Consider the following 23,430-nt stretch of genomic DNA (forward strand, 5'->3'; position numbering starts at 1 on the left):
TGGCTTTATTGGTGTTTATTTTTTAAGTAATTATAAGTCTGAACCTGCGCTCTAACCTTTGTCTTGATTCTATTTTTATGGTATTTATTGTTGTTCAATTTGGTGATGTCTCGGGCCTTTACATTGTCCTGAAGCTGGAATTCTATGATGTCACGGATTTCTTGTTTCACTTCTTTATCCAACACCGGAAAACCTACTTCTACGCGATGCTCGAAGTTCCTGCTCATTAAATCTGCCGAAGAAAGAAACATTTCTTCTTTACCATTATTCCCGTAAATGAAAACCCGGGCATGCTCCAGAAACTTATCGATGATACTGATGACGGTAATATTTTCACTAAAACCAACAATCCCAGGCACCAGGGTACAGATCCCTCTCACAATCATCTTGATTTGCACGCCTGCATTACTCGCCTCGTATAATTTCTCTACCATCCCCTCATCCGCCAAACTATTTACCTTAAATATCATGTAAGCAGGTTTACCCGATTTGGCAATCTTAATCTCCCGATCAATCAATTGATAAAACTTGGTTCGTGTTTCCAGCGGCGAAACGATCAAATGTTTAAATCCACTAACTACCGTCTTTTTATTCAAGCCATCAAAAAGTTTTACCAAATCTTGTGTAATCTCTCTTTTTGCAGTAAAGATGCTATGATCGCAATAAATGCCTGCAGTTTTTTCATTGAAATTACCGGTAGCCAGGTTGGCATAATATACTGCTTTCCCTTTCTCCATTCTTTTAACCAGGCAGATTTTCGAATGTACTTTATAATCTGTCAGACCATAATTTACATTCACCCCTTCTTCTTTTAATCTGGTGCTCCAGAAAATATTCGCTTTTTCGTCAAACCTTGCTTTCAACTCTACCAGGCAATTCACCTTTTTACCGTTTTTAGCGGCATTGATCAAGGCATTGACCACCTTTGAGTTTTCTGCAAGACGATACAACGTAATGTTAATCTCTGTAACCTTTGGATCAATTGCTGCTTCCCTTAAAAACAAAATGATATAATCATAAGATTGATAAGGCAGGTTTACCAGGTAGTCTTTTTCTGCAAGCTTATTGAAAATACTTTCTGTACGGTGTAAGCCCGCAACTTTCAAAGGTACATTTGGTGGGTATTCCAGCTCTTTTCCTCCAACATTTGGGAAGGCAATAAAATCGCCAAAACGGTGGTATCTATTTCCTGGAATCAGGCTTTCCGCTTCGATTTTCATTTTATTCAGCAATACAGTCAGCATCTCGAAAGGCATTTCCGTATCGTACAAAAGTCGCATAGGTTTACCTCTTTTACGCTTATCCAGACTGCTCTTTAATTCTTCAATAAATTTATCACTGACTCTTTTATCGATATCTAATTCTGCATCTCTGGTCAATTGTATAGAATAGGCATCAATTACATCGTAATTAAACACATAAAAAATATCATCGAGGCAATATTTAATGATATCCTCCGCCAAAATGATAAACTTTAATCCATTAGTTTCTGGTAACACCAGAAACCTTGGAAGGTTTGGTGGCAATTCTATCAGCGCGTACCTTGCACTGGTTTTAGAGGATGCCTTAGAAAGACGTACAAAGAAATATAGATACCGATCTTTTAATTCCGGAAATGGCTTTTCCAGATCTATCATGATGGGCACCAGATTAGAAAGGATTTTATCCCTAAAATGGTTCCTTACAAACTCTCCTCTAGCCACGTTGAGCTGCGTCTCATTGAGGATAAAAATCCTGTTTTGCGCCAATTCATTGATCAGGGTAGCCTGAAACAGCAGCTCGAACTTCCGCTCCTGTTTCACCACAATATTCTTTATTTCATTTAAGATCTTTTTAGGGTTGAATCCTAGTAAGGCCTTTGCTTTTTCATTTAAATTGGCCAACCGGCTCATGGTAGCAACTCTTACCCTATAAAACTCCTCCAGATTGGAAGAGAAGATAGAAAGAAATTTAATCCGCTCTATCAAGGGTACAGTTTCATCTGCCGCTTCCTGCAAAACCCGCTCGTTAAAATATAACCAACTGATCTCTCTGTTTAGGAATGGTGCCTTTTTTCTTGTCATGTATAAATAAAAAAATCCCTGTAAAAAACAGGGATGCTCAAAACTGCAAATTCTATTGTTAAATCAGTGTTAATTATCACCAATTCAAGAATTAAAAAATAACGTCCCGTTATTATCTTTTATCTCATGTTACACAGTTGTTGAATCTGTTGTTGCAGTTTTATCTAAAGCTGATGCCGCATCAGTATTCACTTTTTCTGCTTCAGCAACTTTTTCTACCGGTTTAGCTACCGCAGGAATACTTGCTTTTTTTGCAGGTCTGCCCACACTTGCTTTAACGCCAGGAGCTTTTGCAGGAGTATTACTGGTTGCCGATTTAGCAGTTGTAGTTTTATTTACAGGGGTTTTGGTCGCTGTAGATTTAGCAGCAGGTTTAGTTGCAGCTGTTTTTGCAGCAGTCGTTTTAGCGGCTACTGGTTTTGTAGTTGCAGGTTTTGTCTTTGCAGCTGGTTTCGTTCCTGGAGTTTTAGGAGTTGCAGTTGTCTTATTCACAACTTCAGTTACTTCATTCTTCAATACGGCCACTTTTTCTGCGGCTGTTTTTGCAGCTGATTTAGCTTTTACTGCTGCTTTTTTCAAAGGCTTAGCCAAAGCATCAGCGGCTTTTTCTTCTGTAGCAATTGCGGCAACTTTTACACTCTGAACAACAGGCTTAGCTTTTGCTACTGCTTTCTTCACTACTTTTTTTGCTTTCTTAACTTCTTTTTCAATCTCTTTTTTGAAAGCTTTAGCTTTTTTCTCTGCTTTCTTAGTCAAAGGTTTATTGGCTTTTGCTGCCTCTTCCAATTTCGAATTCACAGCTTCTCTCACTTCAAAGAATTTCGTAGAAAGTTTCTTTGCTACTACTTTACTCGCTTTTGCAATGTCATCGCCTATCTTCTCTGCATCATGTCCCAAATGTTTTACCACTTCGAAAAACTTCTCACTTAGACTTTTTTCCAATTGTTTTTTTGCTGCACTTTTAGCAACTTTCTTTTCTACTCTTGATTTTTTGCCTTTCATATTCTTTTATTTATAAGTTTTTAGGTTGATCAGATAAATAGGACACTGCTCAGTTCATATTCCTCGTTTAATGTTTATATTTGTAATGAGCACCCATTAGGGGTTAAATCTCACTTAAATTTAATATTTTTTTTATTCTAAAGCTATAATCATGCCCACTTTCGATATTGTAAGTAAAGTTGACGCGCAAACTTTTGATAACGCGATGAACAATGCCAAAAAAGAAATCCTAAATCGTTATGATTTCAATACGTCTAAGAGTACAATTGATCATGATAAGAAAACCAATCAAATCACGATCGTAACCGAAGACGATATGCGTTTAAAAGCTATTCAAGATGCTATTATCTCCAGAATGGTTAAACAAGGACTGGATTCCAACAGTTTAGACTTTGGAAAAGAGACCTACGCTTCTGGAAATATGATCAGAAAAGAGATATCTATAAAAGAAGGTATCGACAAAGAAACTGCGAAAAAAATCGTTGCAAAAATAAAGGCGAGTGGCTTAAAAGTTCAAGCTTCGATGATGGATGACCAGGTTCGAGTACAGAGTAAGAGCATTGATGACCTACAAGGTGTCATTGCACTTTGTAAAGGCGAAGATTTCGGTCAGCCCCTACAATTCATCAATATGCGTAACTAATCATACCTCTATAATTTTTCAACCAGATACTAAAAAACACAAGCCGATGGAAATTATTGACAGTGGATTTGTATTTTCTGATGACCCTCAGAAAATCGATCCGGTTGCTATTCACCATTATTTAAGCACTCAATCTTACTGGGCACAAAATATCCCACTGGAAACCGTAAAAAAGTCGATTGCTAATTCCTTATGTTTTGGTATTTATTATGAAGGGAGACAGGTTGGTTTTGCTAGGTGGATTACCGATCGCGCAACCTTCGCTTACCTCGCAGATGTATATGTTGAAGAAATATACCGCGGACAAGGGTTATCTAAAAAACTAATGTCTTTAATGCTTTTTCATCCAGATTTACAAGGATTGAGAAGGTATATGTTGGCTACAATGGATGCACATGGTCTATATGCACAATTTGGATTCAAACAGGTTGATCATCCAGATCGATTAATGGCTATCGTCATTAAAGATGCTTATTTAAACAACTAATCACAGCGCATAAAAAAATAAGGCCGGTTCTTCATTAAATGAAGACCGGCCTTATTTTTTATATTTCAGAACGCTTTATACCGTTTTCACATCCCCTTCACTATAATCCTTAATATCAGCAATATAACCATTTAAAATCAGGAAGTCGAACAATGGTTTTGCATCCGGAGTTACAGGCATATTCGCACTTGTAATTACAGTATTTGTCTTTTTATCCAGGAAAGGATAGGCAAATAAGCGTACATTTTTACTAAACATATCACTCACATAGCTTAACAACTGGCTTGAGTAATTCTCTCCGAAATTACTAGAGTTAAATACAAATTTAAGGTTGTTAATATTAGTCGAGATCCCAACACTTTTTGGCTTACAACGATCTAAGTATTTCGCCAATTTATTGTGTCTGGCAAAGTTAGACACCATAACCAGGTTGCCTGTTTTACACATATCCTCTGCACGTTTTGCAACGGCTTCCAGGTCAAAGCTTTCAGGCTCATCATCTCCGGCGCTCAATACATTGGATAGAAGTACCTCGATTAATACACTTAGATTTTCTTTGCTTACACTTTCTGAACGCACAAACTGATCTACTGCCTTATTCAACATACTAAAGTTAGGATTTGATTTCTGCGCGTATTTGGTGCGTAAAATCATGATATCCTTTTTATAAAGCAAGTCTTTCGGCAAACAAGGGTTTCCCAATGAATCAAAAATCGCGGCATCAGAAAAGTCCTTCACAATTAAATAAAGGTTCAAAAGAATATTATTAATCTTTCCAAAAGCAGGACCACTCACAGAAATTAAATCGATCTCTACAGAACCTACAGTCAGGTTATCTGCTAAAGATTCGATCATGGTTTTAGGATCATTGTTGTAATAGAAAGCCGCATAAACTAAATTCACACCAATAATACCCAATACATTTTGCTGTAATGCTGCATCAGTATCTAGTAATCTTACATGGAAAAAGATTTCATTTGGCTCCCCTCCTGGTTCCGATTGAAAACGAATACCAATCCAGCCGTGAGGATCATTTGATTTGTTGTAATTTAAAGTCGTAACCGTATCTGCGAAAGCAAAGAAAGTACGGTCGTCATACTTCTCCCCATTCAATCTTTCATTAAGCAGGCCAAACTCATGGCTCAACATTTTTAACAGTCTGGATTGACTAACATACCTTCCTGATTCTTCTACCCCATAAATCGCATCACTGAAAGTCATATCATAAGCCGACATGGTTTTAGCAACCGTTCCTGAGGCAGCACCCGCAGTAAAAAAATTACGCGCCACTTCTTGTCCTGCACCTATCTCCGCAAAAGTTCCGTAAATCTTAGGGTTTAAGTTAATCTTCAAAGCTTTACGCTTGGTATCCAGAATTTCTCTTTCCATGCTGCAAAAATAACACAATAAGACGGAATTCAGGCCATAAAATTACCGATCTTGGCTCAAAAAATTAAAGATCAAAACACTACCTTGGTTGTCAGATGCTAAACGTGACCAACCTCAACATACAATTCCTAAATAAAGCAGACAAATCCTGGCTTACTGCGGTGACTGACATTAGTTTCCGGGTGGATAAGGGAAAAGTATTGGGGATTGTTGGAGAGTCTGGATCCGGAAAATCTGTCACCTCTTTTTCCATTATGAGGCTTCATGATCCCTTAAACACTAAGGTAAGTGGCGACATTGAATTTGACAAAATCGATATGCTCAACCTCTCTCCGGAAGAAATCCGAAAGTATAGAGGGAACAAAATTGCGATGATTTTCCAGGAACCTATGACTTCCCTAAATCCGGTATTCACCTGCGGATACCAGGTTCAGGAAGCCATTATGTTACATCAGCATAGCGATAAAGCAAGTGCTAAGGAAAAAACTATTGCTCTATTTGAGGAAGTGCATTTGCCCCGTCCGGAGCAAATTTTTGAAAGCTATCCACATCAATTGTCTGGCGGACAAAAACAGCGCGTCATGATTGCGATGGCACTGAGTTGTAACCCAGAGCTTTTAATTGCAGACGAACCCACCACCGCTTTAGATGTTACGGTCCAAAAGACCATCCTTGAGCTGTTAATGAGGATCAAAAAAGAAAGGGGAATGGCGATGATCTTTATCTCACATGATTTAGGTGTGATTGCAGAGATTGCCGACGAGGTGGCGGTGATGTACAAGGGACAAATTGTGGAACAGGGATCCGTTAAACAGCTATTTGACCATCCCGGACACCCTTATACCAAAGGTTTATTGGCTTGCCGGCCAAACCCACACCGCCTGCTAAAAAAGCTCCCGGTAGTAGCTGATTTTTTATCGGCAGACCCCAACCTGGCTCTGGCCCATCTACTGGACAGCAATACCTACACCGAATCCGAAATTGCCACCAGGAGAAAGGAATTGTACTCCAAATCGCCAATGTTGCAAGTCAAAGAACTCTGTACCTGGTTTCCTATAAAAAAGGGTCTTTTCGGAAAAACCACAGATTATGTCAAGGCAGTAGATCAGGTAAGTTTTGAGGTGTTCCCTGGCGAAACACTTGGTCTTGTTGGAGAATCTGGTTGTGGTAAAACCACTTTAGGCAGGAGCATTCTAAGGCTAATCAACCCAACATCCGGACAGCTCATTTTCGAAGGAAAAGACATTACGCTACTCCATAAAGCTGAACTCAGAAAAATGAGAAGAGAGATACAGATTATCTTTCAAGACCCTTACTCCTCTTTAAATCCAAAACTTAGGATAGGAAACGCGTTAATGGAGCCTTTACAAGTCCATGGTTTATTCGAAAATGACACGAAAAGAAAAGCCCATGTATTGGAGTTATTGGAAAGAGTAGACTTAGATCCGGCAACATTCAACAAGTATCCCCATGAGTTTTCTGGTGGACAAAGACAACGGATTGTGATCGCCAGAGCATTGGCTCTACAGCCAAAATTCATCATTTGTGATGAATCAGTGTCTGCTTTAGATGTTTCCGTACAGGCACAGGTGCTTAATTTGTTAAGGCAGCTACAACAGGATTTTGGATTGACTTATATCTTTATTTCCCATGATCTTTCTGTAGTCAAACATATTTCCGATCGCATCCTGGTGATGAACAAAGGAAAAATAGAAGAACTGGGTTTTCCAGAAGAAATTTACTTCCATCCTAAAGCGGAGTATACCAAAAAACTGATTGCAGCAATACCTGGCTCATCCGGCAAAAATTAGTCAGCGCAAATACAGTAAATTTTAGGTTTAATGAATTTCCGGTTCCCCAGGACCGCTGGCCAGTTTGATTAAAGCGGTATTCAGTAACCTTCTAACAGCACGCTCTTTTACCTTATCATAGTGTTTCAAAAGCACCATCACCTTAAAAATGGCCACATCTTTATTGATGGCAATCGTCTTTATCGACAAACCTCCCTCTACCACATTATCAGCATCATTTTCAATCGCTTTTGTCAGGTATTCCTCTAGAAATTCAGGGGTATAACCATACCGTAGCGACAAGTCAAATTCTATACTTAATTTCTTGGTGTTTTGCTTGGATTGGTTCACGATCACAGAACCAAAAGCCACAGAATTTGGAATGATTACCATATCACTATCCTCATTCTGAAGAATCATATTGGTCAAGGTAATGTCCAGAATTTTCCCTTCATGTTCCGCTAATTTGATATAGTCGCCTAATGATAGGCGGTCTGAAAACATGATAATCAATCCATTGATCATACTGGTGATGTAATCCTTGAAAGTCACCGCCAATGCCGCCGCCACAATCGATACACTAAACACCAGCTCTCTAGGATCTATGCTGAACAAGGCCGTCAATGCCAGCGCAAAAAACACGGTATTAAAAATAGAAACCACCCTATTGATTCCCAGAATAAAGTTATCCTTGATGTTCTTTTTCAGTCTGTGTTTCTTGATGTACCAGTAGATCACCACCAACCTCAGGATAGAAACGAGCAAACTCGGGCCTAAAAACAGAATAAAACCCTTACTTAATTTCCCTAAAAAAGGATACTCGGTATACAGCTGAGGTACTTTGATCGCAAAATAAATCAGCGCTGTGCAAATCAATGCCTTGATCAGAATCATGATCAATTCTTTACCTGTTTCCCGCTCTTTATCTTCTATTGTTATCAAAACCTATATTCTTTAATAAAACCTTATTTATCCAAAGATACAAAAATCGGCCATCCATTATCACAGATTTAACCGCATCTACACCTTCCTATTGCCGTATTAAAGACATTTAACTGGGCATTTGACAGCTTTTCCACTTCAAATTGTTACCTTCGAATGATTCATATCTATACTATGGCAAAAAATAAATCATCTCACTTAGAACTCGTTTTAATACAATTAATTAGCGATGTTCTGGAGAAAAGCAACAAAGAGGCCCTGAATTACAAACAGGTCTCCGCGAAATTAAACATTACAGATTCCGATGCTAAGGAAACTATCCTCGATATATTAAAACAACAGGCTAAAAAGGGCATTTTCGCTGAACCGGAACGTGGCAAGTTCAGGTTGAAAGACCTGAAAACCTTTATCATTGGAAAAGTCGACATGACAGCTGATGGTAATGCATTCATCGTTCCTGACGATGAGTTTGAAAAAGACGTATTTGTTTCTTCCCGTAAACTTCACAATGCGCTTCATGGCGATAAAGTAAAAGTTTACATCTACGCCAAGAAAAGCGGCCGCAAGAATGAAGGAGAAGTTGTAGAGATCATTCAACGTGCAAAAACTGACTTTATTGGTGTCATTAAGATTTCAGACCGTTTCGCATTTGTAAACGTGGACGACAAGAAAATGCTCCATGATATTTTTGTGCCTTTAAGTGACCTTAATGGCGCTAAAAACGGGCAAAAAGTTCAAGTAAGCATCACAGATTGGCCGGAAGGGGCGAAAAATCCTATTGGCAAAATCACAACTATCCTTGGAGAACAAGGAGAGAACAATACAGAAATGAATGCGATTCTAGCGCAGTATGGCTTCCCTTTGAGCTTCCCACCGGAAGTAGAAAAAGAGGCGAATGCCATTCCTGAGCAAGTATCCCCTGCAGAAATCGAAGGTCGCAGAGATTTCAGAGATACCGTGACTTTCACGATTGACCCTGCCGATGCAAAAGATTTCGATGATGCCATTTCCTTCAAGAAACTGGAAAATGGAAACTACGAAATTGGAGTCCACATTGCCGATGTATCTCACTATGTAAGACCTAATTCAGCCCTGGATAAAGAAGCTTATGGCCGGGCTACCTCAGTTTATCTGGTAGACAGAGTCATTCCGATGCTTCCAGAGCGCTTGAGTAACGGAGTATGCTCCTTACGTCCAAATGAAGATAAACTATGCTTTGCAGCTGTTTTCGAACTGGATGAAAAAGCAAATATCATCACGCAATGGTTTGGTCGCACCGTAATCCATTCTAACAGACGCTTCAGCTATGAAGAAGCACAAGAAGTGATTGAAACTAAAGCAGGCGACCATGCAGAAGAGATTCTGAAACTGAACGAGCTTGCTTACATCCTTAGAGAAAAGAAATTCAAGGAAGGTGCCATCAGCTTTGAGAGCACAGAGGTTAAATTCAAACTGGATGAGACTGGCAAGCCAATTGGCGTTTATGTAAAAGAACGTAAAGATGCCCATAAACTGATTGAAGATTACATGTTACTTGCTAATAGAAAAGTAGCAGAATTTATCGCTAAAAAAGGCAAAGGCAAACAGAAATACACTTTCATTTACCGTTCACATGATTCTCCTAACCTTGAAACGTTAAATACTTTTGCACTTTTTGCAGCGCGTTTCGGTTACAAGATCAACACAAAATCTGATAAAGAGATTGCGAAATCACTGAACTATCTGATGGAAGATGTGGAAGGTAAAAAAGAACAAAACGTATTGACACAACTGGCCATCCGTTCTATGGCAAAAGCCGTCTATACGACTAAGAAAACCAGTCACTACGGTTTGGCATTCGACCATTACACCCACTTTACCTCTCCCATCAGACGTTACCCTGATGTGATGGTACATCGCCTCCTTGCTGCTTATCTGAATGAGGAGAAATCCGCAAATGAGGAAGAATATGAAATCGCTGCTTCTCATTCCTCGGCAATGGAGAAACGTGCAGCAGATGCGGAACGTGCTTCGATCAAATATAAACAAGCGGAATACCTGGAAGACAATATTGGAAACACCTATACGGGAATTATTTCAGGTGTAACCGAATGGGGCATGTACATTGAGTTAATGGCTAATAAGTGTGAGGGCATGATTCGCCTGAGGGACTTAACGGACGACTTCTATGTGCTTGACGAAAAAAACTACTGTATTGTAGGCCAGCGTAAAAAGAAAACTTATCAGCTGGGCGATGAAGTACAAGTGAAAGTGAAAAAAGTTGACCTCTCCAAAAGACAAATAGATTTTTCTTTAATCCAATAATTAAAACAGATACTTCGGTAAACACCTTTGCAAAAAACATGTATACTCCTACCCAATTACAAGAAATTATAGAAAATGCTATTGATAAGATCGAATACCCTGCACACCCTGCAAGACTTTATGAGCCGATCCGCTATATCATGAGCCTTGGTGGCAAAAGAATCAGACCAGCATTGGTATTAATGGCTGCTGATTTATTTGGCACCAGTATTGAAAAAGCGATCCCTGCTGCATTGGCGATTGAAACCTTTCATAATTTCACTTTAATACATGATGACATCATGGACAATGCACCTTTACGCAGAGGCCAGCAAAGTGTACATGAAAAGTGGGGAGTTAACAATGCCATCCTTAGTGGCGATGTGATGATGGTAGAATCCAATAAGCACCTCTCTATGCTAGACAGTAGCGTACTTAAAGACGCGTTGGATACCTTTAATACCACCGCACAAGGCGTTTGTGAAGGTCAGCAGTTAGACATGGAATTTGAAGAACGTGAACAGGTGGGTATTTCTGAATACATCAACATGATCCGTTTAAAAACTGCGGTATTGTTAGGTGGAGCGATGAAGCTAGGGGCTCAGGTGGCGGGTGCCAGTCCAGAGGAAGCTGCAACACTGTACGAATTCGGAGAAAATATCGGGATTGCCTTCCAGTTACAAGACGACATTCTGGACGTTTACGGAGATCCCGAGAAATTCGGGAAACAGGTTGGTGGTGATATTATTGCGAATAAAAAAACCTTACTCCTGCTAAAATTAAAAGAATTGGCTGAGCCTGCTGATTTATTGGAAATGCGAGCGCAAAGTACCAACACAGATTTCACGGATAAAATCGCCAACATGACGAATTTATACAATAAGTACGACATCAGGGCGCTGGCCAGCGTAGAAATGAGAAACTATTCTGACAAAGCCTTCGAGGCACTGAGCGCATTAGCGGTCCCTGAGGAAAGAAAAGGGGAATTACTACTACTATCTAATCAACTTATGAATAGAGAGCACTAAGCAGCTTAAAATCTAATTAGCCTACATAAAGCAGCTATCGGGGAAACAACTAATCTTCTAATAGCTGCTTTACTTTTTCTGCGGTAAGAGGTTTCACGAAAAAATCCTTTACACACATAAAAGATTTCGCCCTCAATTTCTCTCTTGGATCTATCGAAGAAGAAACGATAATAACGTCTACATAGATCTGATGCGCTTCCATCATCTCCAGAAACTTCCAACCATCAATTTCTGGCATATGCAAGTCCAGCAAGATCAGGTCCGGATTATTTTCTTTAATGTATCCTAAAGCAATTTCGGGATCATTGAACAAAGCGATTTTCTTCTCGGTATACTGTTTCCTGATCAGCATCTGATGCAACCTATTGGTAATGATATCATCATCTACGAGCACAATATGATTGGTATCGGCTTTTTCATTCAATTCGGCAAAAGGATCTTCATTTTCCTGCTTGTGCATCATGGAATTGAGCATTTTAATGATCCCGTCCAGTTTCAGCGCTTGCAGGTTGATATCATTCAGTAATTGATTGATTTTAGCGAGTTCAAAATTTTCCAGCTGCTGATAGTTGCTGAGCGTTGATAAGCTCAGGATATTGGTAATGGGTGCTCTTAATTCGTGTGAAGTCAGATGTGAATATTCACCGATCATTTTTAAGGAACCGAAATGATGGCTATCATTCACAAGCGTACACAATACCTGATGTACCAGCCCATCCTTAAACAACGGTGTAAAGATAATTTGGAGAAATAGGTCGTTGGTATTTTCAATACCGAACCGCTGTGCTATACTAAAACTGTGTCCGGCAAAACACCTAATGAGTAAACTTTGAAAATTCTTCCTGTATTTCTGTGCAATGATTTCCACAGCCAAGTCCCCAATTGAGGGAGATTTAATCAAAAAACTATCCAGATCATTTTGAGCCTCTAGGTTAAAAGACACCAGTAGGTAATTTTTATCAATCGTAAAAAACGAGCAGTCTGCAGCTTCGCAAATCCTTCTAATTGGCATATTTTAAGTCTTTTAAAGCACTTAATGAGTTTAAACAATCATAAACACTTCCCTCCTGGTCTATCCTCATTAGCCTTATAATTAACATAATTGAATTCTGTTTATCATAAACTAACACCCTGACCTATTTATGGAGTCATAATTGCCTTATTTATCAAACAATTAACTCATTTGTAATCAACGCAAATCAACGAAATATATATTAGTTATGCAAGAAATTCTATCAAAGAAGGATATTGGGGAAAGGATTAAAGATTTGAGGGCAAAGAACGGCCTTTCACAGTCATTGATTGCGGAAGTACTCCAATTATCACGAAGCAATTATTCTCAAATAGAACTTGGAAATCAGTATCCTTCTTTTCATACGCTACATAAACTCGCCAGATATTATGGCAAGACTTACCATTGGCTGATTCATGGGATAGAGGAGGAGAATGAGGATCGCTTTGGTATGGCTAATCAGCTCATTCTAGACCTGGAGAACACCTTAAAGCAATTTAGTGCAACCGTTGATAAGTTAGCGGAAGAACTGGACCTGTTAAAAGTAAAATCCGCAAAATAAGCGGTAAGCAAAAAAGGGCCATAACATTACGTCATGGCCCTTTTCAAATATTGTTCTACTATTCTGCTTTAGCAGCTTTCTTAGCAGGTGCTTTTTTAGCTGGAGCAGCTTCGTCCGTTGCTGGAGCAGCTACTTTTTCAGCTTTAGCAACTGGTGCTACAACTTCTTCTTCAGTAATTACTACTGGAAAAGGCAGGATAGAAACATAAGATTTATTATCTTGTTTCTTTTTGAAGATTACAGTACCATCAACTAAAGCAAATAGCGTATGGTCTTTACCAATACCTACATGTTTATCTGGATGGTGTTTTGTACCGCGTTGGCGTACGATGATGTTTCCAGAGATTGCTACCTGTCCACCAAAGATTTTGATACCAAGGCGTTTACTATGCGATTCACGTCCGTTTCTCGAACTACCGGCTCCTTTTTTGTGTGCCATGATTTATATTTTATGAACTATCTGATGATCTGATAATTCGTTTTGTTTAACAATTAATTATAAACTGATACCAGAGATCTGGATTTTAGTGAAGTACTGGCGGTGACCATTTTTCTTTTTGTAACCTTTTCTACGTTTCTTTTTGAAAACGATTACTTTATCACCTTTTAAATGAGACACGATCTTAGCTGAAACAGTAGCGCCTTTCAAAGTAGGAGCACCTACTAGAATTTTACCATCTTCTTCAACCAACAATACATTGTCAAATTCAATACTAGCGCCTTCATCTCCTTGCAAACGGTGTACAAAAAGGTGCTGGTCTTTTGCAACTTTGAATTGCTGTCCTGCTATATTTACTATTGCGTACATTGTTAAATAATTATTATTTTAAACTGTTTATTTTTTTTATCGAGGTGCAAATATAGAATTAATTATTTTAAATCCGCAACAGATTTACTTTTTCTTTCCATACCTTTCTTCTGCGTCATTGATACTCTGTGACACAAGGGTTTTCATTTGCTCTGCAAGCCCCTTTAATTTAGGGATCTCATTATAATCCATAAGGAAAATTACCTTCTTAGATTTTTTCTTGTAATTGAAGGTGATCTCATAACGCAATGCCTTATTAGAATCCAGATTTGTCCCCTGGTTGGCAATGACGTCCGGGAAATTCCAAAAACCAATTTCTGCAGCTTTACTGTGTAAATAAAGCATATCATTGTGACGCAGTTTTACATTAGTCTTGATCACTGAGTCTCTCCCATCCACATACTGATAATCCCCTGTTGCGGAATTATAAGTGTTCTCCAGGTTGTTACCTACGCCCCATTTGTATTCAATAGATTCGAATTCTGTAGATTTAAAAGGCGCATTACGAAACATTGGCGTGTAATAAATGACACAATAGGCCAGGAAGGGAACGACAATGGTTAATAATAAGAAGATTTTCTTCGCTCTTGTACTCATGTTATATGTATTGTATTTATTTGTGTGTGTGTTAAGAATTAGTCGAGTGGCTCAGTCAGCTCACCTTCCCATTTACTGACCACTGCAGTAGCGATACTGTTACCAACCACATTAGTTGCCGATCTACCCATGTCTAACAATGGATCGATACCAATCAATAAAGCCAGTCCGGCTTCCGGAATATTAAAAGTGGCAATTGTTCCTGCGATCACGACTAAAGATGCTCTAGGCACACCTGCAATCCCTTTACTGGTCAACATCAAAATCAAAAGCATGGTAATCTGTTGCTCAAAAGATAAATGTATACCATAAGATTGGGCAATAAACAGGGAAGCAAAGGTCATGTACAGCATGGATCCATCGAGGTTAAAGGAATAACCCAATGGCAATACAAAACTCACAATTTTATCTTTACACCCAAAACGCTCCAGTTGAAGCATGGTTTTAGGATAAGCGGCCTCACTACTTGCCGTACTAAAAGCCAGCAATACCGGCTCTTTCATCCTGTTCATCAGGTTAAACACCCGACCTTTAAGAATGGACCAGCCAATCAGAATCAGCACGACCCAAAGCAGTAACATACTGCCATAGAACTCACCGATAAATATGGCATAGGTAGACAATACGCTTAGACCTTGTTTCGCTACAATTGCAGCCATCGCACCGAATACGGCAAAAGGTGCAAAATTCATGACATAGCCAGTTACTTTAAGGATGACATGCGCTACTGCATCAAAAAATTTAATGATGATCTGGCCTTTCTCTCCTATTGCTGCTGTAGCTACTCCAAAGAAAAGAGAGAACACTACAATTTGCAGAATTTCATTGGTTGCCATCGCCTCTGTCATACTTTTAGGGACAATATGGGAGATGAAATCTTTCATCGACAGCGCTATTTTATGAATCCCTGTATCCGCATTTGCTGGTGGAAGTGGTAAATTCATAGCCAATCCTGGTTTAAAGAGGTTCACCATAATCATTCCGAGAATCAGCGACAATAAAGACGCACTCATGAACCACAACATAGTTTTACCACCAATTCTCCCTACGGCTTTGATATCACCTACTTTCGCAACACCAACAACCAGGGTACTGAAAACAAGGGGAGCTACAATCATTTTGATCAATCTCAAAAAGATATCACTTAGTAAAGTAAGTGGCTCCAAACTCTTCTCTCTCACTGCTTCCGCATTTGCTCTTTCCTTTTGTGCCAGCACTTTCTCCGCATTCAGTTCTGCATACTGCACAACTGTAGTGTCTTTAAGGTTGAGTAATTTTACTTCAACATTTTTGAGGTGTGTCTCTGCTTTGGCAATGTTCTCATTGTGATCTTTAAATGAATGCACATTTAAATAATATCCTAATCCAACGCCTAATACCAAGGCTAGAAAAATGAAAAATGTTAACTTATTATTTTTTGACATACTAACTTTTAAAGTATTTATACAGTTTGTAAAACTACAACAATTAGTTTATTCTATAAATTATATTACCAAAGCAACTAATTTTATACATTCAACTTGTAACAAAAAGCTATATTTTTATCTAACCAAATAATAAAAAGACGCATATTGAAAGAGAAAGACCTGTTATTTAAACAAATCTTCGACACCAATTCCAAAAAAATATTCCACCTTTGTTACGGTTACACGGGCGATCAAGACGCTGCAAATGACCTACTTCAGGAGACTTTTTTAAAGGTTTGGCAGAACCTGGACAAATTCAGGAACAAGTCGCTGATCTCCACTTGGATTTACCGAATTGCTGTAAACACTTGCCTTACCTATTTAAGGTCTGAAAAGCGTCAGGCAAAAGACGAACTCACTGAAAACATTATTGAAACGCGTCCGGAAGAGCTCTCAGAAAAAAATGAGCAGGTCGCTTTACTCTATAAATCAATCTCTCAACTCGAAGAAAATGACCGTTTGATCATTACCATGGTATTGGATGAATTGCCATACCATGAAATCGCGGACATCTCAGGAATTAGCGAAGGGAACCTGAGGGTAAAAATCCACCGCATAAAATTAAAACTTACCGAATTATACAATCAGCATGCAAGAATTTGATCATATACAATCGCTTTGGCAATCCCATTCTGTAGAGGTTAAACTCTCTTCGGATGAAATGCTGGCACAGGCAAAAAAGGAAGTAAATTCCATGCGCAGGAAATCGATCTTAAATATTGTGGGTATGGGCATCTCTTTCCTTGCCGTAGCTAGCCTTTGGGTATTCTTTGATTTTCAATCTTGGACAACTGATGCCGGAATTGCGGTAGTCCTTATTGCCATTGCCGCCTCTACCTTTATATTATATAAAGGCCACCTATTGATTTCTAAAAATGATTTCACGACCCATCCAAATGAATTTTTGAGTCGGCTGAAACAATATCAAATCAGTAGATTCAACCTTTATCATCAGATGTACTGGATCTATACCGCTGCATTAAGTATTGGTTCAGCACTATATCTCATCGAAATTGTGACCTATATGCCAACCTGGGCGCAGGTGCTCATCGTGGTTTTCACCTTCCTGTGGATGGTCTTTTGCTCTACATTGGTGAGAAAAGCAGTCATTAGAAAAGACAAAGAAAGAATCTCTTTATTGATTGAAAAATTTGAGCGACTGGGAAGCCAGTTCAAGGAGCAACATTAAAAATCGCTATAAAATCTACTGGAGCTATGTACATAGCTCCTTTTTTTTGCACAAAAAAAGTCATCTTCAGTTTGGAGATGACTTTTCCTTTTTATTAACTAACCCAAATCTAATTCATCCGAAGTTATTTTGGATTTACCTTTGGCAAAGATAAGTGGGATTCAAAGTACCTGATAAGCGAAAATCACCAAGTTAAACATTTTCATTAAATCTATTTACCTGTGTAATCTCCCAAAGTCCTTCTGGTCCCTGCTCCATTGTAATAATATTCCTTTGTATAAATATCGGGAACTTAAGATCAACCCGCACTACAACCAATGTATTGCTACTGGAAATGATCTCATAATCTGACTCGCAATTCAAATCAATGTTGCCCATTTTTTTATAAAACGCGACCAACTGACTTTTAGATTGTTTACCTATTTTTTGCCCGAGGCAGACACAGATCTTTGCATTTTCGTTCAATACCAATTTTAACAACTTGGCATCCATATGCACGCTTGCTTCAATAAAAGCATTGACAACGCTGAGGGGTTTACTATTTACTGTTTTTTTGAGTAATTGATCATCGTTATTTAGCGAGCGACTAAAGCCAAATGTACTGCTGATGCACAGCATCAACAAGCACGCTAACAAGTTCTTTTTCATGAGCTTCTTTTTTTATTAAAAATCGCTCAAATAACTGATTACCAATGTGCTAAAAACACTTTTAACTTCAATAATTCAAAAAAACTAGCGATACTGCCCAGGGGTCACGTGGAAGGAATTTCTAAAAAGACGGATAAAAGAACTGGTACATTCGAAGCCTATGATGTCCACAATTTCATTCACTGGATAGTCCGTATTCCGCAAAAAGTATTTGGCTTGACGCAACCTGATGCTGGTCAGAAATTGATGAGGTGATTGATGGTAGGCTTGTTTAAAAGTTCTTAGAAAATGATTCACAGAAAGACAGGCAATCCTGGCAATTTCTTCTAAGCAAATATTTTTATTATAGTTACTAATGATGTAATCTCTGGCAATGCTTAGCCTCCTCAGTATTTCTGATTTTGTGGTATGGTTCAAAAAATTCAGGGAGGCCTCTCTACTGATCACCTCTTCATTATAGATTGCATAATAATTAACCAGGCAACGTTCCAGATAGGTGTTCAGCAATAAATTATCGTGACTTCCTTGATCAAGATACTTTTTAAGGTTTAGCATATTAAACTTCATATCCCCCTGCAAGGGATAAATCGCTTCTACAAAAACCGGTGCTTTTCTTTGATGGGATTCCGGCTCATCCAATAACAGCTCCGTTTTAGCCGTTCTTGCATATTCAAAATCAATGACAAAATCAGGATCGAAACGTACAGACATCGAATCGACTCTCCGCTCCGAATCAATTTTTCGGGAGTAGGAAGTATCCTGATTTAAAAAGATGAAATTACCAGCATAAAGATTCAGCTCCCGATTGGCAATGGTATATGCTGCAGCGCCGTTAAAGATCATCTGAATGGCATACTTCCCAGCTGTAGTACTATGAATCGCCTCATAGGCAGACTCCATAATCACTTCATTTTTATCAACCAATGTACTCTGAAACGTCATTTCCTTTTTAATTAAGCAGCTGTATAATCTCTTTCTTCCTTAACTGAATATGATTCCAAGTAGGATCATAAAACTCAAAAACAACCCTTTTTCCTATTAACAGGTTCAGGGATTAGTTCTATTATAATTTATTTACCAAAATTAAGCTTCGCATATCAGCATCTATTCCCCCCTTAAGGGGTATATTTGCACCATTATAAAAAATCACCCTTTAAGGGGGATTTTTTAATTCTGTCAGGATAAATATATTTACGATGGTTTACACCATGAATTCCTAGCCAATTGAATTACAAAACGATTTCCCCCCTGGTATTGGCGCTGCTTTTATTTAGTATCTGCAGTTTCGCTCAGCGCTATAATTTCCGCCAATATGACATTGAAGACGGCTTAACGCAATCGCAGGTCACGGCCATCACACAAGACAGTAAACGTCGTTTATGGATCAGCACACTGGGTGGCCTCAGCAGCTTTAATGGAAAGCAGTTTTACAGCTATACCAAAACCAATGGCCTGAACAACAACTTCGTCCTGGCACTCAGTTTGGGGAAAAATGACGACCTATGGCTAGGTACAGCGCGTGGCATTTCCAAATTTAATGGGCATCTGTTCAATAACTATGCGCAAACCAAGGAATGGGTAAGCAAATTGGTCACCAGTGCCGGTGGAACGGTTTATGGACTTTCCTCTTCCCGCCTTTTCAAAACAGATGCAAAACAAATTACTTTTCTGACGGTCAGTGATGATCCACAAGAAAATGTGACGGCTTTAAAAGTAGATGCCAAAGGGAAAGTAGCAGTAGCCATTCTCAAAAAAGGTATTTTCTATCTGGAGCAGGGCCATTGGGTTGCCCATCCGCAAAATGAGGTATTAAAAACGCTGGTGATTACTGATTTCTTTAGGGATTCGCGCCACAAAGATAAACTGTGGTTCCTGACCGGCGATGGGCTCTATGGCTTGGATAAAAGCCCTATCCGCCAATATGTATCCGGTAAATTTACGGCCATAGAACAAGATGCAAAGAACAATATATGGATCGGCTACAGTTCTGGGGCTTACTACCTGACCAGTAATAATCTGATTCATTTCAATGGAAAGAATGGTTTTACGAACAATACCGTCAACGCCATCTTTAAAGATGCAGAAAACAACATTTGGCTGGCGACCGACGGAACAGGTCTTTTCAGATATGTAGACCAGGATTATGTCATTTTTGATGAATCTCAGGGACTCAACAGTAAAACAGTCATGAGCTTGGCTAATGGACCGCGCAATGAAGAAATATGGATTGGTACTTATGGCGGTTTATTTCAATATCAGGATGGAAAAATAAAGGAAATCCCAATCCCCTCAAAACTGGAAGACAGCAAGAATATCAATTTCCTATACAATGACCGTCAAAAAAACATCTGGATCGGAACTGTTTATGGTGGACTATGGTGTTACAATGGCAAAAATATGGTCTCCATGGCCATGGATAAACAAGGTATTGCCTATAATGCCATTTTAGAAGATCAGAAAGGCCAAATTTGGGTTTCGACGAATGCGGGCTGTTTTCTGTTGAACAAAAAAACCAGGCAATTGCAATCGGTGAGTAAGCAATTTGGCAGTGCCTTGTTAGAAACTGCTGAAGGAGAAATTCTGGTTGGCACCCAAGATGGGGTATACGCAATCAATACACCAAACCAAACCAGGCCATTAAACCTCCCGCAGCTCAGTGGCTCCTCCATACTTTGTATGGCAAAATCAGGACAAAACACCTTGCTTTTTGGAACTTCTGACAATGGCATTCTGATCTGGAATCGGAAAACCGGGAAAATAAAAACACTAAGTACAAAACAGGGTTTAGCCTCAGATCACATCTACAGTTTGCTATTAGACCAGCAAGGCCTAATATGGGTTGGCACAGGTAAAGGCATCAACAAGATCAATTCAAAAGACTTTAAGGTCGTACAAAACAGCAATGAACCCAATTTATTGGTAGAGTGTAATCAGAATGCCATTCTACAGCACAATGATGAAATTTGGGTGGGTACAACAAAAGGAGCAATTGTTTACAACCGAAATCATCAGCTAACTCCTACTGTTCCACCTTTTGTATACCTGAATTCTGTCACTGCTTTCGCCCAAAATCAAGGTCGGCAAAACAAACAACGAACCGTTTTCAAAGCAAATGAACTAGGGAATATGCTTACCCTGCCCTTTAAACAGAATAACTTAATTATCAATTATACCGGCATATTTTTAGCCAATCCTGAAGGCTTGGTTTATCAGTATCGATTAATAGGCCTGGACAATAAGTACAGTGAAAGCACCAGTAATACGTCTACAAACTTCTCTTCAGTTCCTCCGGGACGGTATACTTTTCAGGTAAGAGCCATCACAAAAGCCGGGGTTACTTCCTTAGATACCGCTTCCTTTTCTTTTGAAATAACCCCACCATATTATCAGACAGGAGTATTCCGATTGTTTATCTTTGTGCTCATTGTCCTGTTGATTTTGCTAGCGGTTTACATCATTCTGAACTTAAATGAGCGCAAACGAAAATTAAGGTTAAAGATCAAACTGGAAGAACAGTTTAAGGTAAGAAAACAGACAGCTGAAGATTTTCATGATGATCTTGGTAACAAACTGACCCGAATCTCCGTCTTATCAGAAGTATTGAGCAGTATGATTGATAAAGATGACACCGAAAAGAGAGGTATCATTTCAAAAATCAACGACAATGTAAATGAATTATATAGGGGTACTAAAGATATATTGTGGTCATTAAATCCTAAAAATGATAAGTTAACTGAGCTATTGGGACATATCCAGGAATTTGGAAAGGAAATGTTTAACAATACCAGTGTCGACTTCCAATCTCATATTGATCTTGGGGGCTACGATGGAAAACTATCATTAGATGTGAGCAGAAATCTGCTGATGATCTTTAAGGAGGCAATACACAATGCGCTGAAACACGCAAAACCGGGGATGGTTGTGTTTTCAGCAACAGTAGATAGGGAAACCTTGATAATCACCGTAAAGGATGATGGGCAAGGGCTTGATCCTATAGGATCCATGGATGGTCATGGGATAAACAATATGAATGTGAGAGCAAAAAGAATCAATGCAAAACTAGATATCAATTCAAACGCCACCGGCACGGAAATTAAGCTCGCAGTTAGTCTTTCCACTTTAATGCGCCTTAAAAATGTATAGTCAGCCAGAATCGAGAATTGTGATCATTGAAGATGATCAGACCATCAGGGAAGGATATGCTTATTTAATTAACCATACTTCTCCTTATCAGGTGGTGGCTACCTATCCTTCCTTTGACGCTGCAAAACATAAAATCAGTAAAGACCAACCTGATGTCATCATTCTGGACATTCAGCTTCCAGGTACCAATGGCATTGATGCACTTCCATTATTGAAGAAGCTATTACCACAGGTTTACATCATCATGCTGACTGTTTATGAAACAGAAAAGACCATTCTTGATGCCCTGGCAAACGGAGCATCCGGCTATTTCACTAAAAACACCCCTACTGCTAAATTAATTGAGGCGATTAAGGATGTACTGAATGGTGGTGGCCCTATGAGCCCGGATGTTGCCAAAACCGTGATTCTTTCCTTACAAAAGAACCAGGATAGTCCACTTACCAAAAGAGAGACACAAATCCTGGAGCTAATCACCATCGGAAAAGATCGAGGACAAATCGCCAAGGAACTTTTCATTGAAATAGAAACGGTAAAGACACATACCAAGAACATCTATACCAAGCTAGATGTAAATTCCAAAGCGGAAGCCATACAGGTGGCAAAAGATAAAAGACTGGTGTAAACATTATTAAAAATAAAGCGGCCGCATCCTTTTTGAAGATACGGCCGCTTTACGGTATTAAAGGAAACGTTATTCTCGATTTCCAATATGGGTTTACAACTTATTCTTTTAATTCCTTAGTGGAAAAGCTATTTCCATTTAACTGGTATTGCAACATTTTCACTTTACCTGCTTTATTGGTCGTATCCTTATCATCCAACACCGGAACAGAGCGGAACAGGTCTCCATTTTTAATGATAAATTTATCACCTCCTGCATAATTCTTCTTGATTGAAGAACTTAGTGGGGGGAAGTTAATCTTTCTAAACTCTCCACCTGCATATTCATATACATTCAGATCCAGGACATTTTTCTTACTGAGCAACTCAATATAAATTTCTGGGTTACCATCGTTATCGAGGTCCATATTCCAGGCATCTGTAATGATTCCCTTGCGTTCATTGGAAAGAGATTTATAATTATTTTTCAGCGTATCTGACAACAAGATCAAGTATCCGCCTACGCTATCCACTCCTTTTCCCCAGCTGACTACTTCAAAGTTAACACCCGGACGGATAGCAATATCCTTGTAAAACGGAAACTGACCTTTTTTAGCTTCTGCTGGATTGGGTGTTGTCGATTGAGCAGTCATCTTTTCGGAAGCACTCTCTCTGCAAGCTGCGAATAAAAGTAGCCCTGCAAATAACAGGGGTAACTTTGAGAAATATTTACCTGGTTTCATTTATATATTTGTTATGCAATGTGTTTCGTTCT

22 protein-coding genes are annotated in these 23,430 nt (G+C 39.0%); 10 read left to right on the top strand and 12 right to left on the bottom strand.

The genetic code is table 11. The features are described 5' to 3' along the window. Positions 1–5 precede the first annotated feature (5 nt). Positions 6–2,063: a polyphosphate kinase 1 gene (gene ppk1 / locus GM920_RS20235; protein ID WP_182960907.1), complete on the bottom strand. Its 2,058-nt coding sequence runs from the start codon at positions 2,061–2,063 to the stop codon at positions 6–8. Positions 2,064–2,192: 129 nt separating this feature from the next. Then, positions 2,193–3,065, bottom strand: coding sequence for a hypothetical protein (locus GM920_RS20240; RefSeq protein ID WP_182960909.1), 873 nt, complete (start codon positions 3,063–3,065; stop codon positions 2,193–2,195). Between the two features lie 151 nt (positions 3,066–3,216). Between GM920_RS20240 and GM920_RS20245 the strand changes: the two genes are divergently transcribed. After that, positions 3,217–3,708 (top strand): YajQ family cyclic di-GMP-binding protein, encoded by a 492-nt coding sequence (locus GM920_RS20245; protein ID WP_062549667.1) that lies wholly within the window; start codon positions 3,217–3,219, stop codon positions 3,706–3,708. 46 nt (positions 3,709–3,754) lie between these two features. Beyond that, on the top strand, positions 3,755–4,195 hold the full coding sequence (locus GM920_RS20250) for a GNAT family N-acetyltransferase (protein ID WP_182960911.1): 441 nt from the start codon (positions 3,755–3,757) through the stop codon (positions 4,193–4,195). Between the two features lie 75 nt (positions 4,196–4,270). Here GM920_RS20250 and GM920_RS20255 read toward each other — a convergent pair whose 3' ends face one another. After that, positions 4,271–5,584 carry a nicotinamide mononucleotide adenylyltransferase gene (locus GM920_RS20255; protein ID WP_182960913.1) on the bottom strand — a complete coding sequence of 438 codons (1,314 nt, stop codon included), beginning with the start codon at positions 5,582–5,584 and terminating at the stop codon, positions 4,271–4,273. A gap of 95 nt (positions 5,585–5,679) precedes the next feature. Between GM920_RS20255 and GM920_RS20260 the strand changes: the two genes are divergently transcribed. After that, positions 5,680–7,395, top strand: coding sequence for an ABC transporter ATP-binding protein (locus tag GM920_RS20260; RefSeq protein ID WP_182960915.1), 1,716 nt, complete (start codon positions 5,680–5,682; stop codon positions 7,393–7,395). A gap of 27 nt (positions 7,396–7,422) precedes the next feature. On the opposite strand, the gene GM920_RS20265 is transcribed toward GM920_RS20260, so the two are convergent. Beyond that, positions 7,423–8,316: a mechanosensitive ion channel family protein gene (locus tag GM920_RS20265; protein ID WP_235964599.1), complete on the bottom strand. Its 894-nt coding sequence runs from the start codon at positions 8,314–8,316 to the stop codon at positions 7,423–7,425. A 174-nt stretch (positions 8,317–8,490) separates the two neighbouring features. Here GM920_RS20265 and rnr point away from each other — a divergent pair, with 174 nt between their 5' ends. Together rnr and GM920_RS20275 are read left to right on the top strand one after the other, a co-directional pair. Beyond that, on the top strand, positions 8,491–10,620 hold the full coding sequence (rnr, locus tag GM920_RS20270) for a ribonuclease R (RefSeq protein ID WP_182960917.1): 2,130 nt from the start codon (positions 8,491–8,493) through the stop codon (positions 10,618–10,620). Positions 10,621–10,658: 38 nt separating this feature from the next. After that, the gene (locus tag GM920_RS20275) at positions 10,659–11,627 is read left to right on the top strand and encodes a polyprenyl synthetase family protein (RefSeq protein WP_182960919.1); all 969 of its coding nucleotides are present in this window, start codon (positions 10,659–10,661) and stop codon (positions 11,625–11,627) included. 49 nt (positions 11,628–11,676) lie between these two features. Here the strand turns inward: GM920_RS20275 and GM920_RS20280 are convergent, their stop codons facing one another. Further along, complete coding sequence (locus tag GM920_RS20280; RefSeq protein WP_182960921.1) at positions 11,677–12,639, bottom strand: response regulator; 963 nt, start codon at positions 12,637–12,639, stop codon at positions 11,677–11,679. A gap of 208 nt (positions 12,640–12,847) precedes the next feature. On the opposite strand from GM920_RS20280, the gene GM920_RS20285 reads away from it, so the two are divergent. Continuing rightward, a complete protein-coding gene (locus GM920_RS20285) occupies positions 12,848–13,201 on the top strand; it encodes a helix-turn-helix domain-containing protein (protein WP_182960923.1) in 354 nt (117 codons plus the stop codon). Between the two features lie 58 nt (positions 13,202–13,259). Here the strand turns inward: GM920_RS20285 and rpmA are convergent, their stop codons facing one another. The 4 genes from rpmA to GM920_RS20305 form a co-directional block, all read right to left on the bottom strand. Then, on the bottom strand, positions 13,260–13,640 hold the full coding sequence (rpmA, locus tag GM920_RS20290; RefSeq protein ID WP_182960925.1) for a 50S ribosomal protein L27: 381 nt from the start codon (positions 13,638–13,640) through the stop codon (positions 13,260–13,262). 57 nt (positions 13,641–13,697) lie between these two features. Continuing rightward, entirely contained in the window at positions 13,698–14,009 is a 312-nt protein-coding gene (rplU, locus tag GM920_RS20295; protein WP_182960927.1) for a 50S ribosomal protein L21, read from the bottom strand. Between the two features lie 84 nt (positions 14,010–14,093). Beyond that, the gene (locus GM920_RS20300; RefSeq protein WP_182960929.1) at positions 14,094–14,606 is read right to left on the bottom strand and encodes a hypothetical protein; all 513 of its coding nucleotides are present in this window, start codon (positions 14,604–14,606) and stop codon (positions 14,094–14,096) included. Positions 14,607–14,644: 38 nt separating this feature from the next. Further along, positions 14,645–16,030: a dicarboxylate/amino acid:cation symporter gene (locus GM920_RS20305; RefSeq protein WP_182960931.1), complete on the bottom strand. Its 1,386-nt coding sequence runs from the start codon at positions 16,028–16,030 to the stop codon at positions 14,645–14,647. A gap of 147 nt (positions 16,031–16,177) precedes the next feature. Between GM920_RS20305 and GM920_RS20310 the strand changes: the two genes are divergently transcribed. Together GM920_RS20310 and GM920_RS20315 are read left to right on the top strand one after the other, a co-directional pair. Beyond that, positions 16,178–16,675, top strand: coding sequence for an RNA polymerase sigma factor (locus GM920_RS20310; RefSeq protein WP_062549678.1), 498 nt, complete (start codon positions 16,178–16,180; stop codon positions 16,673–16,675). Then, the gene (locus GM920_RS20315) at positions 16,662–17,261 is read left to right on the top strand and encodes a hypothetical protein (RefSeq protein ID WP_182960933.1); all 600 of its coding nucleotides are present in this window, start codon (positions 16,662–16,664) and stop codon (positions 17,259–17,261) included. The genes GM920_RS20310 and GM920_RS20315 overlap by 14 nt, the downstream gene beginning before the upstream one ends. A gap of 192 nt (positions 17,262–17,453) precedes the next feature. On the opposite strand, the gene GM920_RS20320 is transcribed toward GM920_RS20315, so the two are convergent. Both GM920_RS20320 and GM920_RS20325 read right to left on the bottom strand, forming a co-directional pair. Beyond that, on the bottom strand, positions 17,454–17,909 hold the full coding sequence (locus GM920_RS20320) for a hypothetical protein (protein WP_182960935.1): 456 nt from the start codon (positions 17,907–17,909) through the stop codon (positions 17,454–17,456). A gap of 84 nt (positions 17,910–17,993) precedes the next feature. Next, on the bottom strand, positions 17,994–18,851 hold the full coding sequence (locus GM920_RS20325) for a helix-turn-helix domain-containing protein (RefSeq protein ID WP_182960937.1): 858 nt from the start codon (positions 18,849–18,851) through the stop codon (positions 17,994–17,996). Between the two features lie 282 nt (positions 18,852–19,133). Between GM920_RS20325 and GM920_RS20330 the strand changes: the two genes are divergently transcribed. Together GM920_RS20330 and GM920_RS20335 are read left to right on the top strand one after the other, a co-directional pair. Further along, on the top strand, positions 19,134–22,052 hold the full coding sequence (locus GM920_RS20330; RefSeq protein ID WP_182960939.1) for a ligand-binding sensor domain-containing protein: 2,919 nt from the start codon (positions 19,134–19,136) through the stop codon (positions 22,050–22,052). After that, positions 22,045–22,677, top strand: coding sequence for a response regulator transcription factor (locus GM920_RS20335; RefSeq protein WP_182960941.1), 633 nt, complete (start codon positions 22,045–22,047; stop codon positions 22,675–22,677). The genes GM920_RS20330 and GM920_RS20335 overlap by 8 nt, the downstream gene beginning before the upstream one ends. 100 nt (positions 22,678–22,777) lie before the next feature. Here the strand turns inward: GM920_RS20335 and GM920_RS20340 are convergent, their stop codons facing one another. Further along, positions 22,778–23,398, bottom strand: coding sequence for a hypothetical protein (locus GM920_RS20340; RefSeq protein WP_182960943.1), 621 nt, complete (start codon positions 23,396–23,398; stop codon positions 22,778–22,780). Positions 23,399–23,430: the final 32 nt, after the last annotated feature.

This window comes from Pedobacter gandavensis, from assembly GCF_014172405.1.
Classification (GTDB): Bacteria; Bacteroidota; Bacteroidia; order Sphingobacteriales; family Sphingobacteriaceae; genus Pedobacter; species Pedobacter gandavensis.

Coding starts and splice junctions, on each gene's coding strand:
- GM920_RS20255 (WP_182960913.1), bottom strand. CDS start 5,584: ATGGAAAGAGAAATTCTGGATACCAAGCGTAAAGCTTTGAAGATTAAC.
- rpmA (WP_182960925.1), bottom strand. CDS start 13,640: ATGGCACACAAAAAAGGAGCCGGTAGTTCGAGAAACGGACGTGAATCG.
- GM920_RS20315 (WP_182960933.1), top strand. CDS start 16,662: ATGCAAGAATTTGATCATATACAATCGCTTTGGCAATCCCATTCTGTA.
- GM920_RS20245 (WP_062549667.1), top strand. CDS start 3,217: ATGCCCACTTTCGATATTGTAAGTAAAGTTGACGCGCAAACTTTTGAT.
- GM920_RS20320 (WP_182960935.1), bottom strand. CDS start 17,909: ATGAAAAAGAACTTGTTAGCGTGCTTGTTGATGCTGTGCATCAGCAGT.
- GM920_RS20240 (WP_182960909.1), bottom strand. CDS start 3,065: ATGAAAGGCAAAAAATCAAGAGTAGAAAAGAAAGTTGCTAAAAGTGCA.
- GM920_RS20275 (WP_182960919.1), top strand. CDS start 10,659: ATGTATACTCCTACCCAATTACAAGAAATTATAGAAAATGCTATTGAT.
- GM920_RS20335 (WP_182960941.1), top strand. CDS start 22,045: ATGTATAGTCAGCCAGAATCGAGAATTGTGATCATTGAAGATGATCAG.
- GM920_RS20260 (WP_182960915.1), top strand. CDS start 5,680: ATGCTAAACGTGACCAACCTCAACATACAATTCCTAAATAAAGCAGAC.
- ppk1 (WP_182960907.1), bottom strand. CDS start 2,063: ATGACAAGAAAAAAGGCACCATTCCTAAACAGAGAGATCAGTTGGTTA.
- GM920_RS20250 (WP_182960911.1), top strand. CDS start 3,755: ATGGAAATTATTGACAGTGGATTTGTATTTTCTGATGACCCTCAGAAA.
- GM920_RS20305 (WP_182960931.1), bottom strand. CDS start 16,030: ATGTCAAAAAATAATAAGTTAACATTTTTCATTTTTCTAGCCTTGGTA.
- GM920_RS20340 (WP_182960943.1), bottom strand. CDS start 23,398: ATGAAACCAGGTAAATATTTCTCAAAGTTACCCCTGTTATTTGCAGGG.
- rplU (WP_182960927.1), bottom strand. CDS start 14,009: ATGTACGCAATAGTAAATATAGCAGGACAGCAATTCAAAGTTGCAAAA.
- rnr (WP_182960917.1), top strand. CDS start 8,491: ATGGCAAAAAATAAATCATCTCACTTAGAACTCGTTTTAATACAATTA.
- GM920_RS20300 (WP_182960929.1), bottom strand. CDS start 14,606: ATGAGTACAAGAGCGAAGAAAATCTTCTTATTATTAACCATTGTCGTT.
- GM920_RS20280 (WP_182960921.1), bottom strand. CDS start 12,639: ATGCCAATTAGAAGGATTTGCGAAGCTGCAGACTGCTCGTTTTTTACG.
- GM920_RS20285 (WP_182960923.1), top strand. CDS start 12,848: ATGCAAGAAATTCTATCAAAGAAGGATATTGGGGAAAGGATTAAAGAT.
- GM920_RS20325 (WP_182960937.1), bottom strand. CDS start 18,851: ATGACGTTTCAGAGTACATTGGTTGATAAAAATGAAGTGATTATGGAG.